20 protein-coding genes are annotated in these 23,891 nt (G+C 54.7%); 18 read left to right on the top strand and 2 right to left on the bottom strand.

All coding sequences use genetic code 11. From position 1 onward, the window contains the following. Positions 1 to 3 precede the first annotated feature (3 nt). From ACTJI9_RS14100 to ACTJI9_RS14130, 7 genes are all read left to right on the top strand, one after another. Positions 4 to 1,611 carry an ABC transporter substrate-binding protein gene (locus ACTJI9_RS14100; RefSeq protein ID WP_115053729.1) on the top strand — a complete coding sequence of 536 codons (1,608 nt, stop codon included), beginning with the start codon at positions 4 to 6 and terminating at the stop codon, positions 1,609 to 1,611. A gap of 90 nt (positions 1,612 to 1,701) precedes the next feature. After that, positions 1,702 to 2,643: an ABC transporter permease gene (locus ACTJI9_RS14105; protein ID WP_115053728.1), complete on the top strand. Its 942-nt coding sequence runs from the start codon at positions 1,702 to 1,704 to the stop codon at positions 2,641 to 2,643. Positions 2,644 to 2,729: 86 nt separating this feature from the next. Next, a complete protein-coding gene (locus ACTJI9_RS14110; protein ID WP_370878668.1) occupies positions 2,730 to 3,524 on the top strand; it encodes an ABC transporter permease in 795 nt (264 codons plus the stop codon). A 1-nt stretch (position 3,525) separates the two neighbouring features. Further along, a complete protein-coding gene (locus tag ACTJI9_RS14115) occupies positions 3,526 to 5,172 on the top strand; it encodes an ABC transporter ATP-binding protein (RefSeq protein ID WP_440808765.1) in 1,647 nt (548 codons plus the stop codon). 59 nt (positions 5,173 to 5,231) lie between these two features. Continuing rightward, entirely contained in the window at positions 5,232 to 6,413 is a 1,182-nt protein-coding gene (locus tag ACTJI9_RS14120; protein ID WP_115053725.1) for an amidohydrolase, read from the top strand. Then, positions 6,410 to 7,543, top strand: a complete 1,134-nt coding sequence (locus ACTJI9_RS14125) for a M20/M25/M40 family metallo-hydrolase (RefSeq protein WP_336441964.1) — start codon at positions 6,410 to 6,412, stop codon at positions 7,541 to 7,543. The genes ACTJI9_RS14120 and ACTJI9_RS14125 overlap by 4 nt, the downstream gene beginning before the upstream one ends. Before the next feature lie 18 nt (positions 7,544 to 7,561). After that, positions 7,562 to 9,895 carry a penicillin acylase family protein gene (locus ACTJI9_RS14130; protein WP_440808769.1) on the top strand — a complete coding sequence of 778 codons (2,334 nt, stop codon included), beginning with the start codon at positions 7,562 to 7,564 and terminating at the stop codon, positions 9,893 to 9,895. 266 nt (positions 9,896 to 10,161) lie between these two features. Here the strand turns inward: ACTJI9_RS14130 and ACTJI9_RS14135 are convergent, their stop codons facing one another. After that, on the bottom strand, positions 10,162 to 11,145 hold the full coding sequence (locus tag ACTJI9_RS14135) for a TerC family protein (RefSeq protein WP_440808771.1): 984 nt from the start codon (positions 11,143 to 11,145) through the stop codon (positions 10,162 to 10,164). 177 nt (positions 11,146 to 11,322) lie between these two features. Then, entirely contained in the window at positions 11,323 to 12,231 is a 909-nt protein-coding gene (locus ACTJI9_RS14140) for a LysR family transcriptional regulator (protein WP_115053721.1), read from the bottom strand. A gap of 108 nt (positions 12,232 to 12,339) precedes the next feature. Here ACTJI9_RS14140 and ACTJI9_RS14145 point away from each other — a divergent pair, with 108 nt between their 5' ends. The 11 genes from ACTJI9_RS14145 to ACTJI9_RS14195 all read left to right on the top strand — a co-directional run bounded on the left by ACTJI9_RS14145 (position 12,340) and on the right by ACTJI9_RS14195 (position 23,843). Continuing rightward, positions 12,340 to 13,422 carry a 4-oxalomesaconate tautomerase gene (locus ACTJI9_RS14145; RefSeq protein WP_354345099.1) on the top strand — a complete coding sequence of 361 codons (1,083 nt, stop codon included), beginning with the start codon at positions 12,340 to 12,342 and terminating at the stop codon, positions 13,420 to 13,422. 55 nt (positions 13,423 to 13,477) lie between these two features. Next, positions 13,478 to 14,479, top strand: a complete 1,002-nt coding sequence (locus tag ACTJI9_RS14150; RefSeq protein WP_440808775.1) for an ABC transporter substrate-binding protein — start codon at positions 13,478 to 13,480, stop codon at positions 14,477 to 14,479. A 15-nt stretch (positions 14,480 to 14,494) separates the two neighbouring features. Beyond that, positions 14,495 to 15,325 carry an ABC transporter ATP-binding protein gene (locus ACTJI9_RS14155; RefSeq protein ID WP_115053718.1) on the top strand — a complete coding sequence of 277 codons (831 nt, stop codon included), beginning with the start codon at positions 14,495 to 14,497 and terminating at the stop codon, positions 15,323 to 15,325. Further along, complete coding sequence (locus ACTJI9_RS14160; protein ID WP_115053717.1) at positions 15,309 to 16,085, top strand: ABC transporter permease; 777 nt, start codon at positions 15,309 to 15,311, stop codon at positions 16,083 to 16,085. The genes ACTJI9_RS14155 and ACTJI9_RS14160 overlap by 17 nt, the downstream gene beginning before the upstream one ends. Positions 16,086 to 16,091: 6 nt before the next feature. Continuing rightward, complete coding sequence (locus ACTJI9_RS14165) at positions 16,092 to 16,262, top strand: hypothetical protein (RefSeq protein ID WP_336441961.1); 171 nt, start codon at positions 16,092 to 16,094, stop codon at positions 16,260 to 16,262. Between the two features lie 69 nt (positions 16,263 to 16,331). Next, on the top strand, positions 16,332 to 17,756 hold the full coding sequence (locus tag ACTJI9_RS14170) for an amidase (protein ID WP_440808779.1): 1,425 nt from the start codon (positions 16,332 to 16,334) through the stop codon (positions 17,754 to 17,756). A 242-nt stretch (positions 17,757 to 17,998) separates the two neighbouring features. Beyond that, complete coding sequence (locus tag ACTJI9_RS14175; RefSeq protein WP_307276003.1) at positions 17,999 to 19,015, top strand: LacI family DNA-binding transcriptional regulator; 1,017 nt, start codon at positions 17,999 to 18,001, stop codon at positions 19,013 to 19,015. Between the two features lie 30 nt (positions 19,016 to 19,045). Next, complete coding sequence (locus ACTJI9_RS14180; protein ID WP_354345092.1) at positions 19,046 to 20,101, top strand: sugar phosphate isomerase/epimerase family protein; 1,056 nt, start codon at positions 19,046 to 19,048, stop codon at positions 20,099 to 20,101. A gap of 12 nt (positions 20,102 to 20,113) precedes the next feature. After that, positions 20,114 to 21,286, top strand: coding sequence for a Gfo/Idh/MocA family protein (locus ACTJI9_RS14185; protein WP_115053714.1), 1,173 nt, complete (start codon positions 20,114 to 20,116; stop codon positions 21,284 to 21,286). After that, positions 21,286 to 22,836 (top strand): ATP-binding cassette domain-containing protein, encoded by a 1,551-nt coding sequence (locus ACTJI9_RS14190; protein WP_115053713.1) that lies wholly within the window; start codon positions 21,286 to 21,288, stop codon positions 22,834 to 22,836. Before ACTJI9_RS14185 ends, ACTJI9_RS14190 begins: the two co-directional genes overlap by 1 nt. Further along, complete coding sequence (locus ACTJI9_RS14195) at positions 22,833 to 23,843, top strand: ABC transporter permease (RefSeq protein ID WP_115053712.1); 1,011 nt, start codon at positions 22,833 to 22,835, stop codon at positions 23,841 to 23,843. The genes ACTJI9_RS14190 and ACTJI9_RS14195 overlap by 4 nt, the downstream gene beginning before the upstream one ends. Positions 23,844 to 23,891 lie beyond the last annotated feature (48 nt).

Raw genomic sequence — 23,891 nt, forward strand, 5'->3', positions numbered from 1 at the left:
TAGATGAAGTTTATCAGTTTTCACCAACCTAGCCCGACCCTTCGTAAACTAAAATATGGAATTGCAGCCTCACTGATCGCGCTTGGTACAAGCGCTGCATGGGCGGAAACAACGCTTACTGCAGTCATGCATTCAGACCTGCGCATCCTTGATCCGATCATCACCACAGCACATATCACCCGCGATCATGCTTACATGATTTACGACGTGCTGATCGCGGTCGATGAAAACTTCAAGCCACAGCCTCAGATGGCAGAATGGACCGTTTCGGACGATCGTAAGATCTATACATTCACACTGCGCGATGGTCTTAAATTCCACGATGGTGCGCCGGTAACAGCCGCTGACGCAGTGGCCTCGCTCGAGCGTTGGGCCAAGCGCGATGCTGGCGGTCAGCTTATCATGGATATTACGGAATCCCTGAAGGCGACCGATGATAAAACGCTGGTCTGGACACTCAAGGAGCCATTTGCCCCCTTCCTTGACACGCTTTCCAAGCAGGCCGCCCTGCCTCCATTCATCATGCCCGCGCGCATCGCCGCAACGCCAGCCGATACCGCAATTACAGAGCATATTGGTTCCGGCCCATTCAAGTTTGTGCCGGCAGAGTTCCAGCCCGGCGTTGGCGTAAGCTATGTTAAAAACGAAGAGTATATACCGCGCAAGGAACCAGCCAATTGGATGGCAGGCGGTAAAGTCGTAAATGTAGACAAGGTTCGCTGGGTCACGATGACCGATGCGCAGACGGCGGTTAACGCTCTTGCAAGCGGTGAAGTCGACTACATGGAGCAGGTGCCCGTCGACCTGGTGTCGCTGTTTGAAGGCGATGACACGGTGGTTCTCGAACAGCGCGACCCGCTCGGCTATCAGACCATGGGGCGCCTCAACTTCAAGCATCCACCTTTTGACAATCCGGACATTCGCCGTGCAGCTTTTCTTGCCATGTCGCAGGAACCAGTGCTTGCCGCGCTTATGGCCGATCCCAAATATTACAGGGTTTGCGGTGCTATTTTCGGCTGCGGCACGCCTAACGCCACGAATGTCGGCGCTGACAGCATTGTCGGGAAAGGCAATATTGAAGAAGCAAAAGCACTGCTCAAAAAAGCCGGTTATGATGGAAAGCCGGTTGTACTGATGCAGCCAACAGACGTTTCCAGTCTCTCTCCTCAACCAGTTGTGGCAGCACAGCAGTTGCGCGCGGCAGGATTTACTGTCGACATGCAGCCAATGGACTGGCAGACGCTTGTCGGTCGTCGGGCCTCAAAGGATGAGCCCTCAAAGGGTGGCTGGAACATCTTCTTCACAAACTGGCAGATTCCGGAAATTGCCACACCGCTAAACTCCGTCATGCTCAATGGTCGCGGCGATCAGGGCTGGTTCGGTTGGCCGAAGGACGACAAGATCGAAGCGCTTAAGAAGGAATATATTGCCGGGAAAACGCCGGAAGAGCAGAAAGCCGTTATTGAGAAAATCCAGGCCCATACGCTTGAGAACGTCCTCTATATTCCGCTTGGCGAATATAATCCACCACAGGGCCGCCGTTCCAATGTCGTCGATATGCTCGGCTCTCCCGTCCCGGTGTTCTGGAACGTAAAAAAGACCGAAGAATAATCTGCCCGCCGCTATCGCGTTTGACGTGATGGCTCCCAATTCAATGCGGAACCGGTTCGGTATCGGTTCCGCCTCTCGCGGGACGCGCATATGGCTATCTACCTTTTAAAACGTATTTTTGCTCTTGTACCGGTGTTGCTGCTGGTATCGATTTTTGTCTTCCTCCTCCTGCGACTTACGCCGGGTGATCCGGCGGCAATTCTGGCAGGCGATGCCGCCACAAGCGAACAACTCGAACGCATTCGGGAGGCTATGGGGCTCAACAAACCCATCTTGACGCAATATTTCGTCTGGATGGGCAATATAATGCAGGGAGATCTTGGCGTCTCGCTGATATCAGGCGTTCCGGTGCTCGATCTGGTTTCGCAACGTATCGGCCCGACGATTTCCATAGCGGTTCTCACCATCATTATTGCTGTTCTCGCGGCAATTCCGATGGGTGTGATCGCGGCCTGGCGGCATCGTTCGTGGATTGATTATCTCGTCATGAGTTTTTCTGTTCTGGGCTTTTCCGTTCCAGTTTTTCTGGTTGGTTATGTGTTGCTGCTCATTTTTTCGGTCAATCTGGGTTGGCTTCCGGTTCAGGGTTTCAAACCAATTTCGTCGGGCTTTGGCAGTTTCATGGAGCGAGCCATATTGCCCGCACTGACACTGGCTTCGATCTATATCGCGCTCATCGCCCGCATGACCCGCGCAGCCATGTTGGATGTTTTGGGCGAGGATTACATTCGCACCGCACGGGCAAAAGGCGTTAGTGATCGTCGTCTCCTGTTCGTACATGCTTTGAAGAATGCAGCTGTGCCGGTCGTCACCATTATTGGCACCGGGTTCGCGCTACTCATTTCGGGCGTCGTGGTCACGGAAAGCATTTTCAACATACCCGGCATCGGACGTCTGACGGTTGATGCGGTTCTGGCGCGCGACTATCCGGTCATTCAGGCCATGATCCTTTTGACGAGCGCGCTCTACGTCTTCGTCAATCTGTTGATCGATCTTTCCTACACATTGTTTGATCCAAGGATACGCTATTGATGGCCTCTGAACCGACATCGACTGGCATGCATTGGTTGCTGCGCCTGTTCTCGCTGCCGCGCGTTACACGCGTTGGTATCGGACCGATGATTGCGGGCGTTCTCCTTGCCGCAATTCTCATTCTCACCCTTGCCTCACCGTGGATCGCTCCGCATGATCCGCTGGCCATGAACCCGTTGATGCGGCTCAAGCCGCCTTCGGATGACTATTTGCTTGGCACTGATAATTACGGTCGTGATCTCTTCTCACGCATGATTCTCGGTGGGCGTATTTCCCTGTTGATAGGCCTTCTTGCTGCCGGAGCTTCAATTGGCGTGGGCATTCTCATCGGCTTGGTCGCTGGTTTTTTCCGCACTGCCGATGCGATCATCATGCGCATGATGGATGCGCTGATGGCAATGCCTTCCATTTTGATCGCCATCGCATTGGTCGCACTGAACGGGCCATCCATTGGCTCGGTGATCGTAGCAATTACCATTCCGGAAATTCCTCGCGTCGTGCGTCTGGTGCGGTCGGTAATCCTGAGTGCTCGCGAAGAGTCCTACGTCGAAGCCGCGCTGGCCCTTGGTTCGAGCACGCCAAAAATTCTTTTCCAGCATCTTCTGCCCAATACAATGGCTCCGCTTATCGTGCAGGGCACCTACATCGTCGCATCGGCAATTCTGACCGAAGCAATCCTATCGTTTCTCGGGGCAGGCATCAGCACCGAGATCCCGACATGGGGGAACATCATGGCCGAAGGCCGCCAGTTTTTCCGCATCAAACCGTCTATTGTGCTCTGGCCAGGGCTTCTGCTGACCCTCTGCGTCCTTTCAATCAATCTTCTGGGCGATGCGGCGCGCGATACGCTTGATCCGCGCCTGAAAAAGCGGGAGGGCTGAAATGGAATTGCGCAATCGTGATTTCACAACAGAACCGGTCGTGCTCGAAATTGAGAATCTCGTCGTGGCGCTACCCAGCGGCACACAGGTTCTTCGCAGCGTCAGCCTTGATATCCGTAAAGGCGAAACAGTTTGTCTCGTTGGCGAATCGGGCTCAGGCAAATCGGTGACCTCACTGACGGCCATGGGCCTTCTTCCCAAGAATGCTTTGCTGGTAAAAACGGGAGCAATTCGACTTGACGGCATTGACCTGCTGAAATTGTCTCCCGCCGATATGAAGAAGATGCGCGCCACACGCATTTCGATGATTTTTCAAGAGCCAATGACGGCGCTCAATCCGGTTATGCGGGTTGGTGAGCAGATCATGGAAGTTCTGGATATTCACACCAATTTGTCGGCCGACGCGAAACGCGTCAAAGTCATCAATATTATGGAGCAGGTGCACCTGCCTGACGTTGAGCGCATCTATCAAAGCTTTCCGCACCAACTTTCGGGTGGTCAGCGTCAGCGCATCATGATTGCTATGGCGCTCATACTTGAGCCCGTGGTTTTGATCGCAGATGAGCCGACCACCGCGCTCGACGTGACAACGCAAAAGCAAATTCTGTCATTGATTGCCGAAATGCAGGCAAAACATGGCACGGCGGTTCTGTTCATCACGCATGACATGGGAGTGGTTGCCGAAATTGCCGACCGTGTCTGCGTTATGCACAATGGCGAAATCGTAGAACACGGCACGATTCGGCAAGTTCTGGCTTCACCGCAAAAGCAATATACAAAAGATCTGCTTGGTTCGGTGCCAAGTCTCATTCCCCGACTGGCGCGCGCATCGCAAGGCGGCGAAGCTGTGATCCGGGTGCGCGATCTCGGCATGACTTATCGAAGCCGCGGTATTTTCATCACCAAGCCGGGTGTTCAAGCGTCACGCAACGTAACTTTCGAGCTTCCACGCGGACGCACGCTCGGGATTGTCGGCGAGTCCGGCTCCGGCAAAACCACTGTCGCTCGTTCGATCATGCGGTTGATTGAGCCGACAGAAGGCGAGATATTTGTCGGTGGACGCGACATTGCACATCTTGGCAAACGCGAAATGAAGCCGTTTCGCAAAAAACTGCAGGTTGTATTTCAGGACCCGTTCCGGTCGCTCAATCCGCGCTGGACTATTGAGCAAAGTCTGACGGAAGGGCCGCTCAACTACGATGTGCCTTACGAAGAAGCCGTGGCCGAGGCGAAACGTCTGTTGAAGATTGTCTCGCTGCCACTGGATGCTTTAAAGCGATATCCGCATCAATTTTCTGGCGGGCAGCGCCAGCGTATTGCCATTGCCAGGGCTGTTGCCCTCAGGCCCGACATTCTCGTGGCGGACGAAGCGGTCTCCGCGCTGGATGTTTCGATACAGGCACAGGTTCTTGATCTTCTCGCACAGCTTCAGAAGGATACCGGCATCGCCATTATTTTCATAACTCACGATCTGCGCGTCGCAGCACAGATATGTGATGACGTGCTGGTGATGAAACGCGGAGAGGTTGTCGAACATGGCAATGCTGCCGACGTGCTTGGCAATCCGTCGCATGAATATACGCGCTCATTGATTGAGGCGGCTCCCGGCCGCTTCTGGGATTTCGCGGCTGGACGTCCCGCCGCCTGATCGAAGGGCCGCTGCTTGCGGCCCCGATTATCTTCAATGCTTCAAACAGGAACGAAATTATGCCCATCATACCGTTTATTGAGGAGAAGGCCGGCGAGATGCGCGCGGTTTTCGAAGACCTTCATCGTCATCCCGAAATTGGCTTTGAGGAGAACCACGCTTCCAGCGTTGTCGCTGGTCTTCTAAAGAAGTGGGGTTTCGATGAAGTTCACACCGATATTGCCAAGACTGGCGTCGTCGGCATTCTGAAAGGTCATAATCCTGGCAATCGCCGGATCGGCCTGCGAGCAGATATGGATGCACTGCCGATCGACGAGATTTCGGGCGTTGCCTATACATCGCAAAACCCAGGCCGTATGCACGCCTGCGGCCATGATGGTCATACGACGATGTTGCTGAGCGCAGCCCAATATCTGGCGGCTACCCGCAATTTCGAAGGCACGGCGGTTTTTGTATTTCAACCCGCTGAGGAAGGTCTTGGTGGTGCGCGTACCATGATCGCCGAAGGTCTGTTCGAGCGCTTTCCCTGCGACGAAATCTACGGAATGCACAATCAGCCATTAGGTACGCTCGGCAAAGCGCAGATACGCAAGGGTCCCGCCATGGCCGGGGCCAGCTTTTTCGACATCAAACTAACGGGGAAAGGCAGTCATGCGGCCCAGCCGCATAACTCACGTGACGTGCTGGTAATCGGCGCCGATCTTGTTGGTCAGATTCAGACCATCGTTTCCCGCAATATCCCCGCGACTGAAGCCTGCGTTGTTTCGTGCACCCAATTTCACACCGGCAGCGCCTATAATATCGTGCCGGAAGTCGCCACGATCACCGGTACGATCCGCTATTTCGAGCGTCACGTCTACGATGTGGCGGAAAGCCGCCTGAGAGAAATTTGCGCAGGCGTGGCAGCTGGTTACGGCGTGACCGTTGATGTCGATATTCGCAATGTCTTCGATGTTTTGCGTAATGATAACGAGCTTTCCGACGCCTATATCGCCGCTGCACGCGATGTGCTCGGCGAGGAAAATGTCAGCGATGACTGCCCAGCCTTTATGGGCAGCGAGGACTTCGCCGATATGCTCGCCCGGGTGCCAGGTGCTTACATTAACGTGCAGCACGCCGGCAAGGCCGCCTTGCACAATCCGGCATTTACACTCGAACCGGAAGTGCTTCCGATTGGCGCGTCTATCTATGCTCGGATCGTGGAAACCCGCTTGTCTGTTAACAAGGAATTGGCTGCATGAGCGCGTTTGAACTTCCATTTGACCTTGATGACATGATTGCGCGTCTGCGCCCCTGGATCGAAACCGAAAGCCCGACTTTCGATGCAGCGGCGGTCAATCGAATGGTGGATATTGCCGCCTATGACTTTGCCGCTGCAGGTGCCAGCGTTGAATTCATTCCGGGGCGAATGGGATTTGGCGGGTCTTTGCGCGCAAGGTTTCCGCACGAACATCATGGCAAGCCCGGCATTCTGGTGTCAGGGCATCTCGATACCGTCCATCCGCTTGGCGTCATTGATGTAAATCCGTTTCGCCGGGATGATGGCAAGATTTACGGCCCTGGCATCCAGGATATGAAGGGTGGCAATTTCGTTGCGCTTGAGGCCATGCGTCAGATTGCAAAAAACGGGCTCGCAACCAAGCTTCCTGTCACCTTTCTGTTGACGCCCGACGAAGAGGTGGGAACGCCTTCCACGCGTGATCTGATTGAGCAGGAAGCGCTCAAGAACAAATATGTTCTGGTACCGGAACCCGCACGGCGTGATGGTGGCGCCGTCGTGGGGCGCTATGCCATTGCGCGCTACAATCTCGAAACTATTGGCAGGCCGAGTCATGCTGGCTGGCTGCTCAAGGAAGGACGCTCAGCCATCCGCCGCATGGCCGAAAAGATCATCGAGATCGAAGCACTCACGACGGAAGATTGTACATTCTCTGTCGGTGTTATTCAGGCCGGGCAATGGGTCAATTGCGTTTCATCAAGCTGCAAAGCCGAGGCGCTCAGCATGGCGAAAACCCAAAAGGATCTCGAAGAGGGTGTTTCACGTATCATGGCTCTTGCGGGCGCGAAAGATGATGTGGAACTGATCGTCACTCGCGGGGTGACGCGGCCAGTTTGGGAGCCCGGGCAGCCGCAAGATATGCAGCTTTTCAACTTCGCTAATGATATTGCGAAAGAGGTTGGATTTACCATGACGGCCCAAAGCTCGGGTGGCGGTTCCGATGGAAACTTTACCGGCGCGCTCGGTGTGCCGACACTTGATTCCATCGGCGTGCGTGGTGATGGTCTGCACACCTTGGGCGAGCATATCTTCGAAGACAGTCTGATCGAGCGCGCGCGTCTTCACGCAGGCTTGTTCCTGCGGCTGGAATAAGGCGCAACGGGTCCTACCATGTCTGATGCAAGCCGACTGACCAAAGCCCAGATTCCGGGCCTGAAGGATGACGCTACGATTAATGTGGATCAGTGGGGGGTGGCTCATATCAGAGCCAGCAACCTTCACGATCTCTTTGTTGCGCAAGGCTGGAATGCTGCGCGAGATCGTCTCTGGCAGATCGACACAGCCCGCAAACGCGGGCTGGGTCTGCTGGCGCGTGATTTTGGCCCAGGCTATCTGGAGCAGGACAGGGCAGCTCGGTTGTTGCTTTACCGCGGCGACATGGCGGCCGAATGGCGAGCTTACGGGCAGGATTCTGAAGAAATCTGCACTGCATTTGCGAGCGGTATCAATGCTTATGTCGATGCCTGCAATGCAGGCTCGATAGCGCTTCCGCCAGAGTTCCTATTGCTTGGTCATCGGCCAGAACACTGGAAGGCGGAAGATGTTGTGCGGGTGCGCACCCATTCGCTGACGCGCAATGCATCCTCCGAACTTTTACGCTCCAAAGTCATGGCTGCTGCGGGCATTGAGCTTGGCGCAAAGCTCGACATGCTTCGCAAGGATTTGTCCCACGGCATTGTGCCCAAGCCGGTGGAAGGCTTTGACCCGGCAATTATGACGGACAGGGTGCTACGTGATTTCAACCTTGCCATCAGTCCCGCGACATTTTCAAAAGAGCGGCTGGCTGCCACATTGGATGAGGCAGCCCTTTGGACGACAGTGGCTCCGACTGGCGATATTGTTCGCGCTTCTTTTGAAGAGGGCTCCAACAACTGGGCCATATCGGCGGAGAAAACCACAACCGGTCGCCCTATACTCGCTCTCGATCCGCATCGCACGCATAGTTTGCCATCCATACGATATGTCGTTCACCTGACCATGCCGGGTCTAGACGTGATCGGTGCGGGTGAGCCGATGGTTCCTGGAATATCGATGGGGCATAATGGCAAGATCGCCTTCGGTCTTACCATTTTCGGTGCAGACCAAGAGGATATCTATGTCTATCAGACGAAGAAAGATGATCCTGATCAATATGCCTACGCAGACGATTGGGAACAGGTCGAAACCATCACCGAGACAATTCCCGTCAAAGGATACCCCGATCAAAAAGTCGAATTAAAGTTCACCCGCCATGGTCCGATCATCTACGAGGATGAAAAAAACCATCGCGCTTTCGGCTTGCGAACTGTTTGGATGGACGCGGGCATGGCGCCCTATATGGCTAGCCTCTCCGTGATGAAAGCGACGAACTACACTGAATATTCCAGCGCGCTGGAAGGCTGGGGCTGCCCTTCCGTCAATCATATTTATGCTGATACGGCCAACACAATTGCATGGAAGCCGTCTGGTGCCACGCCAGTTCGCAACAATTGGGATGGCTTGCTTCCGGTTCCTGGCGATGGGCGATTTGAATGGAATGGCTATCTGTCACCGCAATCGGGGCCCTTGGAGATTAACCCTTCACGCGGTTTTATAGCGACCGCCAACGCTATGAATGTACCGGTCGCTTGGACCGCATCCAATCCAGCTATCGGCTATGAGTGGCTCGACAGCAGCAGGCACGACACGCTCCACAATGAGCTTTCCCGCAGCGAGCCGATTTCCCTCGAAGATTGCGTAGCGCTTCAGAGTTCAACGCGGTCACCGATTGCCGTCCGCGTGTTGAAGCGAGTCCAACGAGTATTTGGCAATGACAATAATGAACAGGCGTGGCGGCTTCTGCAGAATTGGGATGGCGATCTGGCTGCACATTCCGCGCCCGCAGCAATTTTTGAGATATGGTTCAGCAAGCATCTCGGTCCTCTTGTCGCTCGACTGGAAGGGGCCGCACCGGAAATTATTCCGTTGTTAATGCCATTTGATGCACCAAGCATTGCTTCGTGGCTGGAAAAAGCGCCGGATAGTCCCGAGATTGCTAAAGCCCTTCGCCAAAGCCTTAGAGATGCTTGGACGGAATATACTGCTTTGGGGGAAGCGGGCGCCGCGAACCCTCCGTGGGGTTCCATCCATAGGCTTCACTTGCGCCATCCTCTACAGGCGCTCACGGACAAAGAGTGGTCAACTGGGCCAATCGCCTTGGGCGGGAGCAGTTCTACCCTCAACTATGCCACTTACCGATTGAACGACTTCTCAGTCATCTCAGGGCCGTCGGTTCGAATGGTCATCGATGTTGGGGCGTGGGACAACAGTTTTTTCGTCAATAATCCGGGACAATCAGGATTGCCAGATTCTCCGCATTATATCGATCTCTTGAAGCCATGGCATACCGGGCACCCTGTTCCATTATTGTACTCGGCAGAACAAATAGACAGAGTGACTACAGTGACAATATTGTTGAGTGCTTGAGGCGGATGTGGACATAGCCGGCTGCCAATGCACCAACAGCCGGCTCCATGCGACTTGCTCCTGCTGGAGCGAAATATAATTCCCAGGGCGAAGTTTATGAGCTTCCCCATAATAGCAGCCAGATCATGTAACAGCCGCCAAGGCTGACGGTGATGATGCCCACGGGAAGGCTGAAGGTGCTGGACGAGATCAGGCAAGAGGTGGGGGCATAACGCCCCCTCCCGCAATTTTCATCGCTCAAAGCCTGCTTGAGGCTTGGTCGCTCGTCATACTTCAACCTCATCCTTACGGGTCTTGACCAGGCTCCAGACCACCCCGCCGGCTATGATCGCGAAGGTGACACCCAGCGACAGCCCGGCAGGAAACTTTTCAAGGCCCAGCATATCAGCGACGAAAACCTTCGAACCGATGAAAATCAGAACCAGAGCAAGGGCTGGTTTGAGATAGCGGAAGCGGTGAATCATTGCCGCAAGAGCAAAATAAAGCGCGCGCAACCCAAGGATGGCGAAGATATTGGACGTATAGACCAGGAACGGGTCAGTGGTGATGGCGAAGATGGCTGGTACCGAGTCAACGGCAAAGATCACATCGGCAACCTCGACCAGAACAAGCGCCATGAACAGCGGCGTAATGAACCAGATCAGCTTGCCCGTCTTGGGGTCCGCCTGCCGCACGAAGAAATGTTCGCCATGATGGGTTTCGGTCACGTTGAACCGGCGGCGCATGAAGCGGACCAGCGCATTATTGGCAATGTCAGGCTCGGATTCTTCCATAACCAGCATTTTCAGGCCGGTGAAGATCAGGAAAGCCGCAAAGATATAAAGCAACCACGCAAATTCAGCAACGAGCGTTGCTCCAACGCCGATCATGATGGCGCGCAGCACGATGACGCCGAGAATACCCCAGAACAAGACCCGGTGCTGATAGAGACGGGGGACGGCAAAGAAGGAGAAAATCAGGGCGATAACAAAGACATTGTCCAGCGCGAGCGTCTTTTCGACGACGAAGCCCGTTATATAGGCCATACCCGCATCGGCACCGATATACCACCAGACCCACCCGCCGAAAGCGAGGCCGAGGGAAATATAAAGAACAGAGAGCTTCAAGCTCTCAACCACATTGATCTCCTTGTTTTCCTTGTGAAGAACGCCGAGATCGAATGCCAGTATAGCGAGAACGAGGCCAAAAAAGCTTAGCCACATCCAGACCGGCTTACCCAGCCAGTCGATGAACAAAAAATCGAGTTCCATTGAGGATTTCTCCACCGGCGTGCGTTGTCGGGAAACGGTCCGACATCACAAGTTCGCCGGGGCACTTGCCAGAGGGGCCCGGACCAGCGGGTTGGGGGAGAGTTAGGCGGCCGCAGTTCCCGATTCAAGGGCAGGAGGCAGAGAAATTTTCTATTGCGTGCAACTGCTCGCAACGGGCTATGGGGTGTTAGGGTCAGCCCAAGTACCGATAAGGAGCGTCATAAACCTCTCAGCAGCGGGTGACAGCGTTCCGCCTCGTCGACGTACAATGCCTATTGTTCGGGATATTTCTGGATTGCGGATTGGTCTTGTAACCAAAAAGGGATGTTCTTCCTGAGGTGTCGCCAATTTTGGCAAGACGGAAATTCCAAGCCCGGCTTCAACCAGCCCGAGCGATGTCGACAAATGCGTCACCTCATAGGACCAGCGAAGCTTGAGATTGGATTTGGCAAGGGCTGCATCAAGCAAGGTTCGATTGCCGCTGGACCTGTGAACCGTGATCAACTGGTACGGCGTCAGGTCACCCCACTCCAATTCGGTTTTTGCCGCCAGCGGATGATCGTTGCGCGCAGCGAGCACGAATGGGTCTTCTATCAGGCGCTCAAAGATGAGATCGGGATCGGATAACCCCATAATATTTATACCAAACTCAACTTCTCCCCGCGCAACCGCCTGCAATCCATCGGTGGCGGTCAGGTCGAGGATTCGAAAACGAATATGCGGATATTCCGAGTTGAACTGCTTGATTACCGTGGGAAGAAAGTAAAACGCGGCTGTCGGAAGACATGCAATGGTCACCAATCCACTACGCTGCGATCCCGTATCCCGAACTGCGAAAAGCGAGGTGTCGAACTCCTCCAGCATTCTGCGCACAAGCGGGATGAGTTCAGCGCCAAGTGCAGTTGTTGAAACGTGCCGCGTCGTACGTTCCAGCAGTGGCCCCCCAATCGCCTGCTCGAGCTTTTGAATGCGCCGGCTCAATGCAGGTTGAGACAGATTGAGCGCCTCAGCCGAGCGATGGAAGTTCTCGAGTTCGACAACAGCCAGGAAAGCACGCAAGTCCAGAATTTCGCAATTAATGCTCATAACGCATCATTCCCTCGGATTTTCGCATTTCACATATCAATCATAATACCGTTTACTGGAACAAATAAGGCCATTGATACCTAAATCACATCGGTAGGTGAAGCAATAATGAACGACCTGATGTCCATTCCCTGTGTTCTCATGCGGGGCGGCACCTCAAAAGGACCCTTCTTCCTTTCGTCAGACCTGCCTTCCAATAGCGCAGAGCGTGATGTGATTCTTCTGTCTTTAATGGGCTCCGGGCATCCACTTCAAATCGACGGGATAGGTGGCGGCAATCCGGTCACAAGCAAGGTGGCCATTGTCGGACCCTCCAGCATTGCTGGCGCGGATGTTGATTATCTGTTTGCGCAAATTCGGATTGATCAGCAATTGGTCGATACCTCGCCAAATTGCGGGAATATGTTGGCAGCCGTTGGACCCTTTGCGATTGAGGCGGGGCTCGTAGCGGCGACAGGGCCTTTGACTCGCGTCAGAATTCACAATGTTAATACGGGCAAGTTGATCGAAGCGGAGGTTCCAACCCCCGGTGGAAAGGTTGCTTATCTCGGAGATGCGGCAATCGACGGCGTTCCCGGACTGGCGGCGCCGATTGCGTTGACTTTTATGGATGCAGCCGGTGCTCGAACGGGAAAACTCTTCCCCACGGGAAACGCACGTGATCGCATCGATGGTGTCGACGTTACCTGTATTGATTGCGCCATGCCTATGGTGCTGGTTGAGGCTGAAGCAGTCGGAGTAAGCGGATATGAGACGGCGGTCGATCTCAACAGCAATGACGCCTTGCTGAAACGGCTGAAGCATTTGCGGCTCGAAGCTGGCCGGCTCATGGGAATGGGAGATGTTAGCAATCAGGTCACGCCAAAGCCGGTATTGATTTCCAAACCGAGAAATGGCGGAGATCTCAATGTCCGTTATTTCATGCCGGACGAATGTCATCCATCCCTGGCGACGACGGGTGCCGTTGGCATTGCAACCGCATGCATTAGTGAAGGTACGATCGCATCATCGCTGATCGGCAAACACACCCCGCCAGTGATCCTCAGCCTGGAACATCCAAGTGGTCACCTGGACGTAAAACTGGATTCCCGCGAAGGAAAGGTCGTGGCAGGAATACTTAGAACAGCGCGGAGACTATTCGAAGGACATGTCTTTGCAAAGCCGCTCGGCAGCATCGTTCGCGCGGCATAATTTGAAATGGCTACCGGGAGGGTAGCCAAACAACATTACAATCGGAGGAAACATCATGCGTAAACTCGTGCTCGCGCTTGCGGCAACCGTGGCTTTTGCTGGAACGGCTCTCGCCGAACCCGTTCGCATCAGCGTCGGATCCTATAATCTCAACAATCTGCCTTTTCCGGTAGCTGCGGGGTTGGGTCTCTATGAAAAAGAGGGCCTTGAGGTAACTGTTGAGAATTTCGCCTCCGGTGGATCGAAGACGCTCCAGGCGCTTGTCGCGGGCTCAACCGATATCGCCGTTGGCTTTTACGACCATACGATCCAGATGCAGTCGCAGAACAAGGCAGTCGTCGGTTTCGTACTTCTGGCACGCAATTCGGGCCTCGTTCTTGCCGGAGGAAAAAACGCCACTTTCGATCCGGCCAAGCCCGAAACGATCAAAGGAGCCAAAATCGGCATCACCGCCCCGGGCTCATCATCTGACTTCTTCGTTCGTTACTATTTACAGCGCCACAAACTGTCGGCGGATGATGTTTCGCTGATCGGCGTCGGTTCCGGTTCGGCTGCTGTTGCGGCGCTGGAACAGGGCAAGGTTGACCTGCTGGTCAATTACGATCCGGCGGCGACATTCATCGAAGCCAAGGGTGTCGGCAAGATTCTGATCGATGCCCGTAGCGATGAAGGTGCTAAGGAAATCTACGGCGGAATTTATCCCACATCAGTACTCTATGCTACGCAGTCTTACATCGACGAAAACCCTGAAACGATCCAGAAGGTCACGAATGCGACCGTTGCAGCGCTGGAATGGATGAACAAACACAGCGCTGAGGAAATCGTTGAGAAGCTTCCCAAAGAGTTCATTTCCGGAGATCGGGAAACCTATGTGAAGGCAGTCCAGAATGCCAAGCCCATCTTCTCGGTTGGTGGCAAATTCAACGATACCGACGTTCAAACGCCGTTGGCTGTCCTCAAAAGCTTCAATGAGAAAGTAGCCAATACAACCATCGATCTTTCTAAAACCTACACGAATGATTTCGTGAACAAGGTGACTGGCAAGACCACTAACTGATCCGAGGAGGAAGCCATGTCATTGGCTATGTTAAAACCCGTGCCCGTCCAACCGGGCGAGCCAGATACGAGGCCAATGGTATCGATTGACTCGGTTGAAATGTCATTTGGCACCTATGTAGCTGTACAGGATGTCAACTTGACTGTTGCCGATGGCGAGTTTCTCGCCATCGTTGGGCCCACGGGCTGCGGCAAGAGCACCATTTTGAATGCTATTGCCGGTCTGCTGAAGCCAACGAAGGGAACGGTGAGTATTGATGGCACGCTCATCAATAACATCCAGAATGATATTGGCTATCTGTTCCAGCAAGACGCGTTGCTGCCGTGGAAGACCTCCATCGAAAATGTCGAACTCAGTCTGATGTTTAAAGGTATTGCAGTCAAAGAGCGCCGCGAACGCTCGATGAACTGGCTTGCAAAGGTTGGCCTTAAAGGGTTCGAGCATCGGTATCCGCACCAGTTGTCGGGCGGCCAGCGCAAGCGCGTACAGATGGCGCAGGCGCTGATCGCAGCACCAAAGGTCATCTTGATGGACGAGCCATTTTCCGCGCTCGACATCCACACCCGACATTTGATGCAGAACGAACTTCTACGGCTCTGGCAGGAAGAGCGTCGGGCCGTCGTGATGATCACGCATGATTTGGAGGAAGCCATTGCTCTTGGCGACCGCGTCGCCATCCTTGCGGCCGGGCCGCGTTCACGGGTCATAGAAAGCTTCCCCGTTGAGCTGGAACGGCCTCGCGATGTCGCGGAAATCAAACTCGATCCACGCTTTATGGATCTGTACCGAAATATCTGGGCAAGCCTGCGCGGCGAAGTGGAGAAAAGCTATGAACGTCGTGACTGAACGCATCATCCAGCTGGGTATTCTGGTTTTTATTCTCGGTGGCTGGCAACTGGGCGTAACCGCCGGTGTCATCGACGTATTCTTCTTTCCAGCTCCTCTGGATATCTTCAACCAGATTGTTACCTGGATTATCCAACCAAGCTTCTACAAGCATGTCTCCATTACGTTGACAGAAACCGTTCTCGGCTATGTCATAGGCACGGCGCTCGGCGTCGCCGCCGGTGTTTGGCTTGGTCTCAGCCGCAGTGCAGCCCGCATCCTTGATCCCTTTATCAAGGGCCTCAATGCAATTCCCCGTGTCGTTCTCGCGCCGATCTTTGTTCTTTGGCTTGGCTTGGGCCTTTGGTCGAAAGTAGCGTTGGCTGTCACGCTGGTGTTCTTCATTACGTTTTTCAATGCCATGCAGGGCGTGCGCGAAGTCAATCCTGTTGTGCTTGCCAACGCGAAAATCCTCGGTGCCAAACGGTCGGATTTGTTGAGGCATGTCTATTTTCCTGCTGCGGCAAGCTGGATTTTATCATCGCTGCGCACGTCAGTAGGCTTTGCAGTGGTCGGCGCCATTATCGGGGAATATCTCGGTGCTTCCGCTGGATTGGGCTACCTTATCGCCCAGGCAGAAGGCAATTTCGACGCGGTTGGCGTATTTGCCGGCATCATTATTCTGGCAGTATTCGTCCTGATTATCGACAGAATTCTCGATGTCGCTGAAGGCAAACTCATCAAGTGGCGGCCCAATGCTGCCGAAGAAAGACCCGCATAAAATCTTGTGGCCGGCAATGCCGGCCACATTCAACTGGACGAACCAGCTCGCGTGCCGGGTGAAAGAAAAAACATCATGCCCGTTGGGGATAATCCGGCATTCCGCCTGAATCAAAATTTCTGGACCGACAATCTGGAAGTATTGACAGAGCGCTTCAATGCCTGGCTTGCTCGGTAAGGCCAGCCGCAAGTTCAAGGCCTGGTTGCAAACCACATACCGCATTCCTCATGCGATCAGGAGTGACTATTGACTGATTATTCCATATTTGGTGCCGCCGAACTCAGCCGTCTCGTCCAAGCTCGAACTGCTTCCTGCTACGATATAACACTGGATTTTCTGGGCCGGATCGACAGTTTAAATCCGATCCACAATGCCATCATATCCTTACGTCCTCGAGACGAAATCCTGGCAGAAGCAAGTGCTGCCGATGAGATGCTTTCCCGTCACGGCCCGACGGGTCCACTTCATGGTCTTCCCATTGCCATTAAAGACCTGTCCATGACAAAGGGCTTGAGAACCACGTTCGGGTCCCCGATCTATGCAAACTTTGTGCCCGAAATGGACTCCCTCTCGGTGGAGCGATTGCGAAGTGCGGGCGCCCTGATTATTGGAAAAACGAACACACCTGAATTCGGTTTGGGATCTCACACCTACAATCCTGTTTTCGGCATCACCCGCAATGCTTTCGATGCGTCGAAATCTGCGGGCGGTTCGAGCGGCGGAGCTGCGGTCGCTGTTGCCTTGAGAATGCTACCCGTTGCTGATGGCAGTGATTTTGGCGGGTCTTTGCGTAATCCTGCGGCATTCAACAATATTTTCGGTTTTCGTCCCTCTCAGGGGCTGGTGCCAAATTGGCCCGCGGCGGATTCATTTTTTTCCCAGCTCGGCACTGAAGGTCCCATGGCCCGCAGCGTCGAAGATCTGGCATTCCTGTTGGACGTGCAAGCCGGATATGAACCGCGAGCGCCTCTATCTATAGAGCGACCGGCTGCTTCCTTTGTCCAAAGTTGCCATGAACAAATTGGTCCGTCTCGTATAGGCTGGCTGGGCGATCTTGGCGGCCATCTGGTTTTCGAGCCTGGCATTATCGATCTTTGCGAAACTGCTTTGAAAACCATGACCGATATTGAATGCACAATAGAGCCAGTCCTGCCAAATTTCGACTTTGAGGCACTTTGGGGTTGTTTTACAACCCTTCGTCAATTCAATTTGAGCGCCAGACTCAAGCCACTCTATGACGATCCGGCAAAGCGGGCTCTTCTCAAGGATGAAGCGCAATGGGAGGTGGAAGGTTGTCTTTCCTTGTCTGCCATCGACATCCTTAATGCCAGTCAGACAAGGACAGCCTGGTATGCAACCATGCTTGAATTGTTCCAGACATATGATTTTCTCGCCATTCCTTCCGCGCAGGTTTTCCCGTTCGATGCCGACCTGCATTGGCCCGAAATGATCGGCGACAGAAAAATGGACAGTTACCATCGCTGGATGGAAGTCGTTGCTCTGGCGACGCTTTCAGGATGTCCGGTTGTCAATGTACCAGTGGGGTTTCGCAATGGCCTCCCGATGGGTATGCAGCTCATAGGCCGACCTAGAACGGATGCTCGCCTGCTTAGCCTTGCGAGGTCTTATGAAATGATATTGCCGTTCAAGACAGGCCGAAACGAACCCTGAACGCCAATGATCACAAGATGGGGTCAGGAAGCTGATTGACTTGCTCCTCGCCCCCTCAGGTTCTCGCCGCGTTTCCGCATCGCTTCCGCCGCGTGCCCTTCATCATCGATGGAGGCGCAGGCTGTAGCGCTGCAAGCAGTATTTCAATCCCATCAAATTCCCATCAAAAAAGCTCAAAAAGAGTTGCACACCTCATTTGACTGAATTACTATTTCAGGCGGAGGAGAATTCTCGTGGTGAAAATGACGCTTGAAGACGTCGCCCGAGAAGCCGGTGTCAGTCTTGCAACGGTTGATCGCGTGGTAAACGGGAGGATAGGTGTGCATGCGCGCACGATCCAACGCGTCAATGCGGCTATCAAACAGCTTGGCTTCCTTCCTGATCCCCATGCGTCGCGGCTGGCTCGCGGACGCGATTACGATTTCCGCATCATTCTCCCCACCGGCGAAAATGAATTCATGCAGGCTCTTGCTGCCGAGTTTCGCGCTACTCGCGAACGTCAATTGCAGGAGCGGGTGCGCCTGACCATTCAATATGTCGATACATTCGATGGCGAAGCACTTGCCACCGCCTTGGAAAAGCTGCCAAGAGGCATTGATGGTGTCGCCGTTGTCGCTCTGGATCACCCTGCTGTTACCGAGGCCATAAATACACTGGCCGATTCCGGCGTTGTTGTCCTGACGCTCGTATCAGACGTGCCCAACTCACGGCGGGCGCATTATGTCGGCATCGACAATTTTGCGGCAGGCCGCACCGCTGCATCGCTGATCGGCCGCTTCGTTGGAACCCGCAAAGGCAAGGTCGGGATGATTGCAGGTTCGCTGGCACTGCGTGATCATGTCGAGCGGCAATTCGGGTTTGAACAGGTTCTTGCACGCGAATACCCCAATCTTGAAGTCCTGCCGGTTCGCGAAGCACGCGACGAAAATGCCCGGGTGGAAGCCGTCTGCCGGTCGCTGATCGAAGATCACCCCGACACAGTTGCGATCTATAATGCCGGGGGAGGGCAGGCTGGTGTCATCGCTGCCCTGGAAACGTCCGGGCGCACATCTGACATGATTTTTGTTGCCCACGAATTGACGTCGTCAACACGTCGTCACCTTGTGCGTGGCACAATCGACGCAATCATCAATCAGGATGTGGGCCACATGGCCCGCAGCGCCGCGCGCATCCTGACTGCCCTGAAAGAGGGCCGCCCCATTGTTTCGGGGCAGGAACATATCCGCATCGACATCTTTCTCAGGGACAACATGCCCTGACGGCTATATTTTGGAATTGGAGGAATACATATGAAGACGATTAAAGGACCCGCCATTTTTCTCGCACAGTTTGCGGGCGATGCTGCGCCGTTCAATACGCTGGATGGCATGTGCGGTTGGGCCGCTGGCCATGGCTATAAGGGTATCCAGATTCCTGCCTGGGACGGGCGTCTCATTGATCTGAAGAAAGCTTCCGACTCCAAGGACTATTGCGATGAGATCGCCGGGACAGCAGCGTCCCACGGCCTGACGATCACGGAGCTTGCAACCCATCTCCAAGGTCAGCTCGTTGCCGTTCATCCTGTTTATGACGAGCTCATGGATGGCTTTGCTGCGCCTGAAGTGCATGGCAACCCAGCGGCGCGGCAGGAATGGGCTATTGATCAGCTGAAGCGGGCGGCGCGGGCGTCCAAGCATCTGGGCCTTAAGACCGTTCCCACCTTTTCCGGTGCGCTGGCATGGCCTTTTCTCTATCCATTCCCACAGCGTCCGGCAGGTCTGGTCGAAGCGGCGTTTGATGAACTGGCAAAACGCTGGACACCTATTCTCGACTATTTCGATGAGCAAGGCGTCGATGCTGCCTATGAAATTCACCCCGGCGAAGATCTGCACGATGGCATAACCTACGAGATGTTTCTGGAGCGGGTGAACAACCATTCGCGCGCCAATCTTCTTTATGATCCTTCGCATTTCGTGCTGCAGCAGCTCGACTATCTTGATTATATCGACATCTACCATGAGCGTATCAAAGCCTTCCATGTGAAGGACGCCGAGTTCAACCCGACAGGACGGCAGGGTGTCTATGGCGGCTTCCAATCCTGGGTGAACCGTGCCGGGCGTTTCCGCTCGCTGGGCGATGGACAGGTGGATTTCGGCGCAATCTTTTCAAAGCTGACTGCCTATGATTTCGATGGCTGGGCAGTTCTGGAATGGGAATGCGCGTTGAAACACCCCGAAGATGGGGCGCGCGAAGGTGCCCAATTCATCGACGCTCATCTGATCCGCGTGACCGAGCGGGCATTTGACGATTTTGCCGGGTCCGGCACCGACGACGCGGCCAATCGCCGTATTCTTGGCTTGAAGTAAGAGGGTAAAGCAATGGCCATTGGAGCATCAAAAGAAAAGCCTGCGAGCAAGCGCATCCGTATCGGCATGGTCGGTGGCGGGCAGGGCGCTTTCATCGGCGCGGTTCACCGCATCGCGCTGCGTATGGATGACCAGTTTGAGCTGGTTGCAGGCGCACTCTCATCCGATGCGGCGCGCGCCAAGGCGTCAGCCCGCGAGCTCGGCATCGCCGATGATCGCGCCTATACATCTTTCGAAGAAATGGCAAAAGCGGAGGCCAAGCGTCCTGATGGCATCGAGGCCGTTTCCATCGTCACGCCAAACCACATGCACGCCCCGGCAGCAAAGGCTTTTCTCAAAGCTGGCATTCACGTCATTTGCGACAAGCCGCTGACCACGACTGTCAAGGAAGCAAAGGAGCTTGTCTCTCTGGTAGACAAGACCGGCAAGCTTTTCGTGGTTACCCATAATTACACTGGCTACCCCATGATGCGGCAGGCGCGTGCCATGGTGGAAAAGGGTTTGCTTGGAACCATTCGCGTGGTGCAGGCTGAATATCCTCAGGATTGGATGACCGAGAAGACGGAAAGTTCCGGTTCGAAACAGGCCGAATGGCGCGTTGATCCCAAGCGTTCGGGTGCCGGCGGCGCCATCGGCGATATTGGCACCCATGCCTATAATCTTGCTTGCTTCGTGTCCGGTTTGAAGCTCAAGCAACTTTGCGCCGAGCTGACCAGTTTTGGCGAAGGCCGCGTTCTTGATGATGATGTGCAAATTCTCATGCGCTTCGAAGGTGGCGCCAAGGGTATGATCTGGGCAAGCCAGGTCGCTCCGGGCAATGAGAATGGCCTGAAGCTGCGTATATATGGTACCAAGGGTGGGCTGGAATGGACGCAGGCCGATCCGAATTATCTCTGGTACACGCCCTTCGGCAAGCCCAAGCAATTGCTGACCCGCGGCGGCGCGGGTGCATCGCCGGAAGCGGCGCGCGTAACGCGCGTTCCCGGCGGGCATCCAGAAGGCTACCTTGAGGGCTTTGCCAATATTTATACCGAGGCAGCGCAGGCAATTCTTGCGGCTCGCAGCGGCAAAAAACTGCCGAAGGATGTCATTTATCCAACCGTTCAAGATGGCTTGGCCGGCATGGAATTCATTGAAGCTGCGGTCAAGTCTTCGAAGGCTGGCGGCGTTTGGACGAAGGTGTGATGGAGACAAATAAACCCTTGAACGCCTCGAACGTACCGGTGCTGGAAGCACGCGGCATTGCCAAGGCGTTTGGTCCCGTGGAAGTTTTGACCGATATCAGCCTGTCGATCATGCCGGGTGAGGTCCATGCGATCATCGGCGAAAACGGCGCGGGCAAGTCCACGCTGATGAAACTCCTCAGCGGGCACCTCAAGCCGACACGCGGTTCCGTTGCCATTGATAATGAGCCCGTGAGTTTTGCCGGTCCCGTCGATGCGGAACATCGCGGTCTGGTTCTGGTGCATCAGGAAATTCTGCTTGCACCGGACCTGACCGTTGCCCAGAACATTTTCATGGGGCGTGAGCTAAAGCGCGGCCTTATGGTCAACGACCGTGAGATGAACAGGCAGTCAGCGGAGGCTGTTCGAAGCCTCGGAGCCGATATCGATCCGACCACGCAGATTGCCCGCCTTTCCATTGCGCGGCGTCAATTGGTCCAGATCGCCCGCGCGTTGCAGGTGCCGCACCGGGTTGTCATTTTCGATGAGCCGACAGCCTCGCTCACCCCCATCGAAACCGAAGCGCTGCTCAAAGTCATCCGCGACCTGCGCGACAAGGGCGTGGCCATTCTCTATATCTCGCATCGCCTGCCTGAAGTGGCTGCGATTGCAGATCGCATCACAGTCTTGCGCGATGGTAAGCTCATTACAACCCGCAACGCCTCTGAATTGCAGCCAGTCGACATGGCGCGATTAATGGTCGGCCGGGATATGTCAAAACTTTATCCTGAGCGCGAGGATACGGCCGCGCACCAGACGGTGCTTGAAGTCAAGAATTTCGACGTGCCGGGCTATGCCCGTGACGCATCCTTTACCTTGCGGAAAGGTGAGATCCTTGGCTTTGCCGGTCTGATCGGCGCTGGCCGTACAGAGCTGCTTGAGGGCATCGTCGGATTGCGCCATGGCAGTGGCACGATTGAATTTAATGGCAAGCCCATCACATTCCACACCGTGCGTGACAGCATGGCGGCAGGCATTGTTTATTTGAGCGAAGATCGCAAGGGCAAAGGACTTCTTCTGGCGCAGGACCTGCGTACAAACCTCACGCTGGCCACGCTCGAAAAATTCACCAAAGGGCCGCTGATAGAACGCAAGCGGGAGGATAAAAGTCTCGATAAAGCGATCAGCGATTTCGATATTCGCGCCCGTCGCCGTGATCTTCTGGCCGGGCAGCTTTCGGGCGGCAATCAGCAGAAGCTCCTATTGGCAAAGATGATGCTGCTGGAACCAAGCATCGTCATTATCGACGAGCCGACACGCGGCATCGATATCGGCACCAAGGAACAGATTTATCAGTTCATTGCAAACCTCGCCAAGGCAGGGAAATCCGTCATCGTTATCTCGTCCGAGATGCAGGAACTGATAGGCATTTGCCACCGCATCCTCGTCATGCGCTCATCGCGCATCGTCGGCGAAGTGACAGGCGATGCAATGACCGAAGAAGAAATCGTCGTCCACGCCACAGGCGTCAAGATCAACGAAGCAGAGCTTTACAGTGCGGGGAACGCATGAGCGACACATCAACAAATACCGATACACGCGGTGCCTTTCGCAAACTGGCTGATCTGGACAAGACAGCCGTTGCTCCCTTCCTTGCGCTAGCGGCGCTGTTCGTCCTTGGTGCGCTCATCAATCCGAACTTCCTGTCGATAGACAATCTTCTCAACGTTCTGACCAGATCGTCTTTCATTGCAATCATTGCCGTTGGCGCAACCTTCGTCATCTCGGCTGGCGGTCTTGATCTGTCTGTCGGGTCCATGGCTGCGCTGGTTGCGGGCATCATGCTGCTGTTCTTGAATTCAGCGGCGATTGATGGCGATATGGCGATGCTTTGCGTTGGCGTTGTCGTCGCTATTGGTGTCGGCGCCTTGGCGGGTCTGCTCAACGGCGCAATCATCACGATCGGCAAGATCGAACCCTTTATCGTGACGCTCGGAACCATGGCAATCTTCCGGTCTGTCACGGTCTGGCTGGCAGATGGCGGGTCCATCGCCATGAAATCAACCTCGATGCGTGCTCTGTTCAGGCCTGTTTACACCGGCACATTCATCGGGCTGCCCATTCCCGTCTGGATCATCGCAATTGTCGGTATTCTGGCAGCTTTCATTTTGTACAAAACATCTTTCGGAAGGCATGTGATCGCCGTCGGTTCTAACGAGGATGTAGCGAAATATTCCGGCATCCATGTCAACCGTGTGCGCGCCATGACCTATGTGCTGCAAGGTATTTGCGTCGCCATCGCCGTCGTCGTTTATATTCCGCGCCTTGGGGCCGCAACGACAACAACCGGCATGTTGTGGGAGTTGCAGGCAATCACGGCTGTGGTCATTGGCGGCACTGCGCTGCGCGGCGGCGTCGGGCGTATCTGGGGCACGATCTGCGGTGCTTTCATGCTGGAGATCGTCGGCAACATCATGGTGCTGTCCAACATTGTCAGCGAATATCTGATCGGAGCCGTTCAGGGCACGATCATCATCATTGCAATGCTCGTCCAACGGACGCTGCAAAAGAAGAAATGATGACAACGAATAGGGGCGGGAGGCTGCCTCTTCAGACGGGACGGGGGA

The sequence above is a fragment of the Phyllobacterium sp. 22552 genome (assembly GCF_052044585.1).
GTDB lineage: Bacteria > Pseudomonadota > Alphaproteobacteria > Rhizobiales > Rhizobiaceae > Phyllobacterium > Phyllobacterium ifriqiyense.

Bases quoted from the DNA above. Each gene is read 5' to 3' on its own strand.
- ACTJI9_RS14100 (WP_115053729.1), top strand. From the start codon at position 4: ATGAAGTTTATCAGTTTTCACCAACCTAGCCCGACCCTTCGTAAACTA.
- ACTJI9_RS14105 (WP_115053728.1), top strand. From the start codon at position 1,702: ATGGCTATCTACCTTTTAAAACGTATTTTTGCTCTTGTACCGGTGTTG.
- ACTJI9_RS14110 (WP_370878668.1), top strand. From the start codon at position 2,730: ATGATTGCGGGCGTTCTCCTTGCCGCAATTCTCATTCTCACCCTTGCC.
- ACTJI9_RS14115 (WP_440808765.1), top strand. From the start codon at position 3,526: ATGGAATTGCGCAATCGTGATTTCACAACAGAACCGGTCGTGCTCGAA.
- ACTJI9_RS14120 (WP_115053725.1), top strand. From the start codon at position 5,232: ATGCCCATCATACCGTTTATTGAGGAGAAGGCCGGCGAGATGCGCGCG.
- ACTJI9_RS14125 (WP_336441964.1), top strand. From the start codon at position 6,410: ATGAGCGCGTTTGAACTTCCATTTGACCTTGATGACATGATTGCGCGT.
- ACTJI9_RS14130 (WP_440808769.1), top strand. From the start codon at position 7,562: ATGTCTGATGCAAGCCGACTGACCAAAGCCCAGATTCCGGGCCTGAAG.
- ACTJI9_RS14135 (WP_440808771.1), bottom strand. From the start codon at position 11,145: ATGGAACTCGATTTTTTGTTCATCGACTGGCTGGGTAAGCCGGTCTGG.
- ACTJI9_RS14140 (WP_115053721.1), bottom strand. From the start codon at position 12,231: ATGAGCATTAATTGCGAAATTCTGGACTTGCGTGCTTTCCTGGCTGTT.
- ACTJI9_RS14145 (WP_354345099.1), top strand. From the start codon at position 12,340: ATGAACGACCTGATGTCCATTCCCTGTGTTCTCATGCGGGGCGGCACC.
- ACTJI9_RS14150 (WP_440808775.1), top strand. From the start codon at position 13,478: ATGCGTAAACTCGTGCTCGCGCTTGCGGCAACCGTGGCTTTTGCTGGA.
- ACTJI9_RS14155 (WP_115053718.1), top strand. From the start codon at position 14,495: ATGTCATTGGCTATGTTAAAACCCGTGCCCGTCCAACCGGGCGAGCCA.
- ACTJI9_RS14160 (WP_115053717.1), top strand. From the start codon at position 15,309: ATGAACGTCGTGACTGAACGCATCATCCAGCTGGGTATTCTGGTTTTT.
- ACTJI9_RS14175 (WP_307276003.1), top strand. From the start codon at position 17,999: ATGACGCTTGAAGACGTCGCCCGAGAAGCCGGTGTCAGTCTTGCAACG.
- ACTJI9_RS14180 (WP_354345092.1), top strand. From the start codon at position 19,046: ATGAAGACGATTAAAGGACCCGCCATTTTTCTCGCACAGTTTGCGGGC.
- ACTJI9_RS14185 (WP_115053714.1), top strand. From the start codon at position 20,114: ATGGCCATTGGAGCATCAAAAGAAAAGCCTGCGAGCAAGCGCATCCGT.
- ACTJI9_RS14190 (WP_115053713.1), top strand. From the start codon at position 21,286: ATGGAGACAAATAAACCCTTGAACGCCTCGAACGTACCGGTGCTGGAA.
- ACTJI9_RS14195 (WP_115053712.1), top strand. From the start codon at position 22,833: ATGAGCGACACATCAACAAATACCGATACACGCGGTGCCTTTCGCAAA.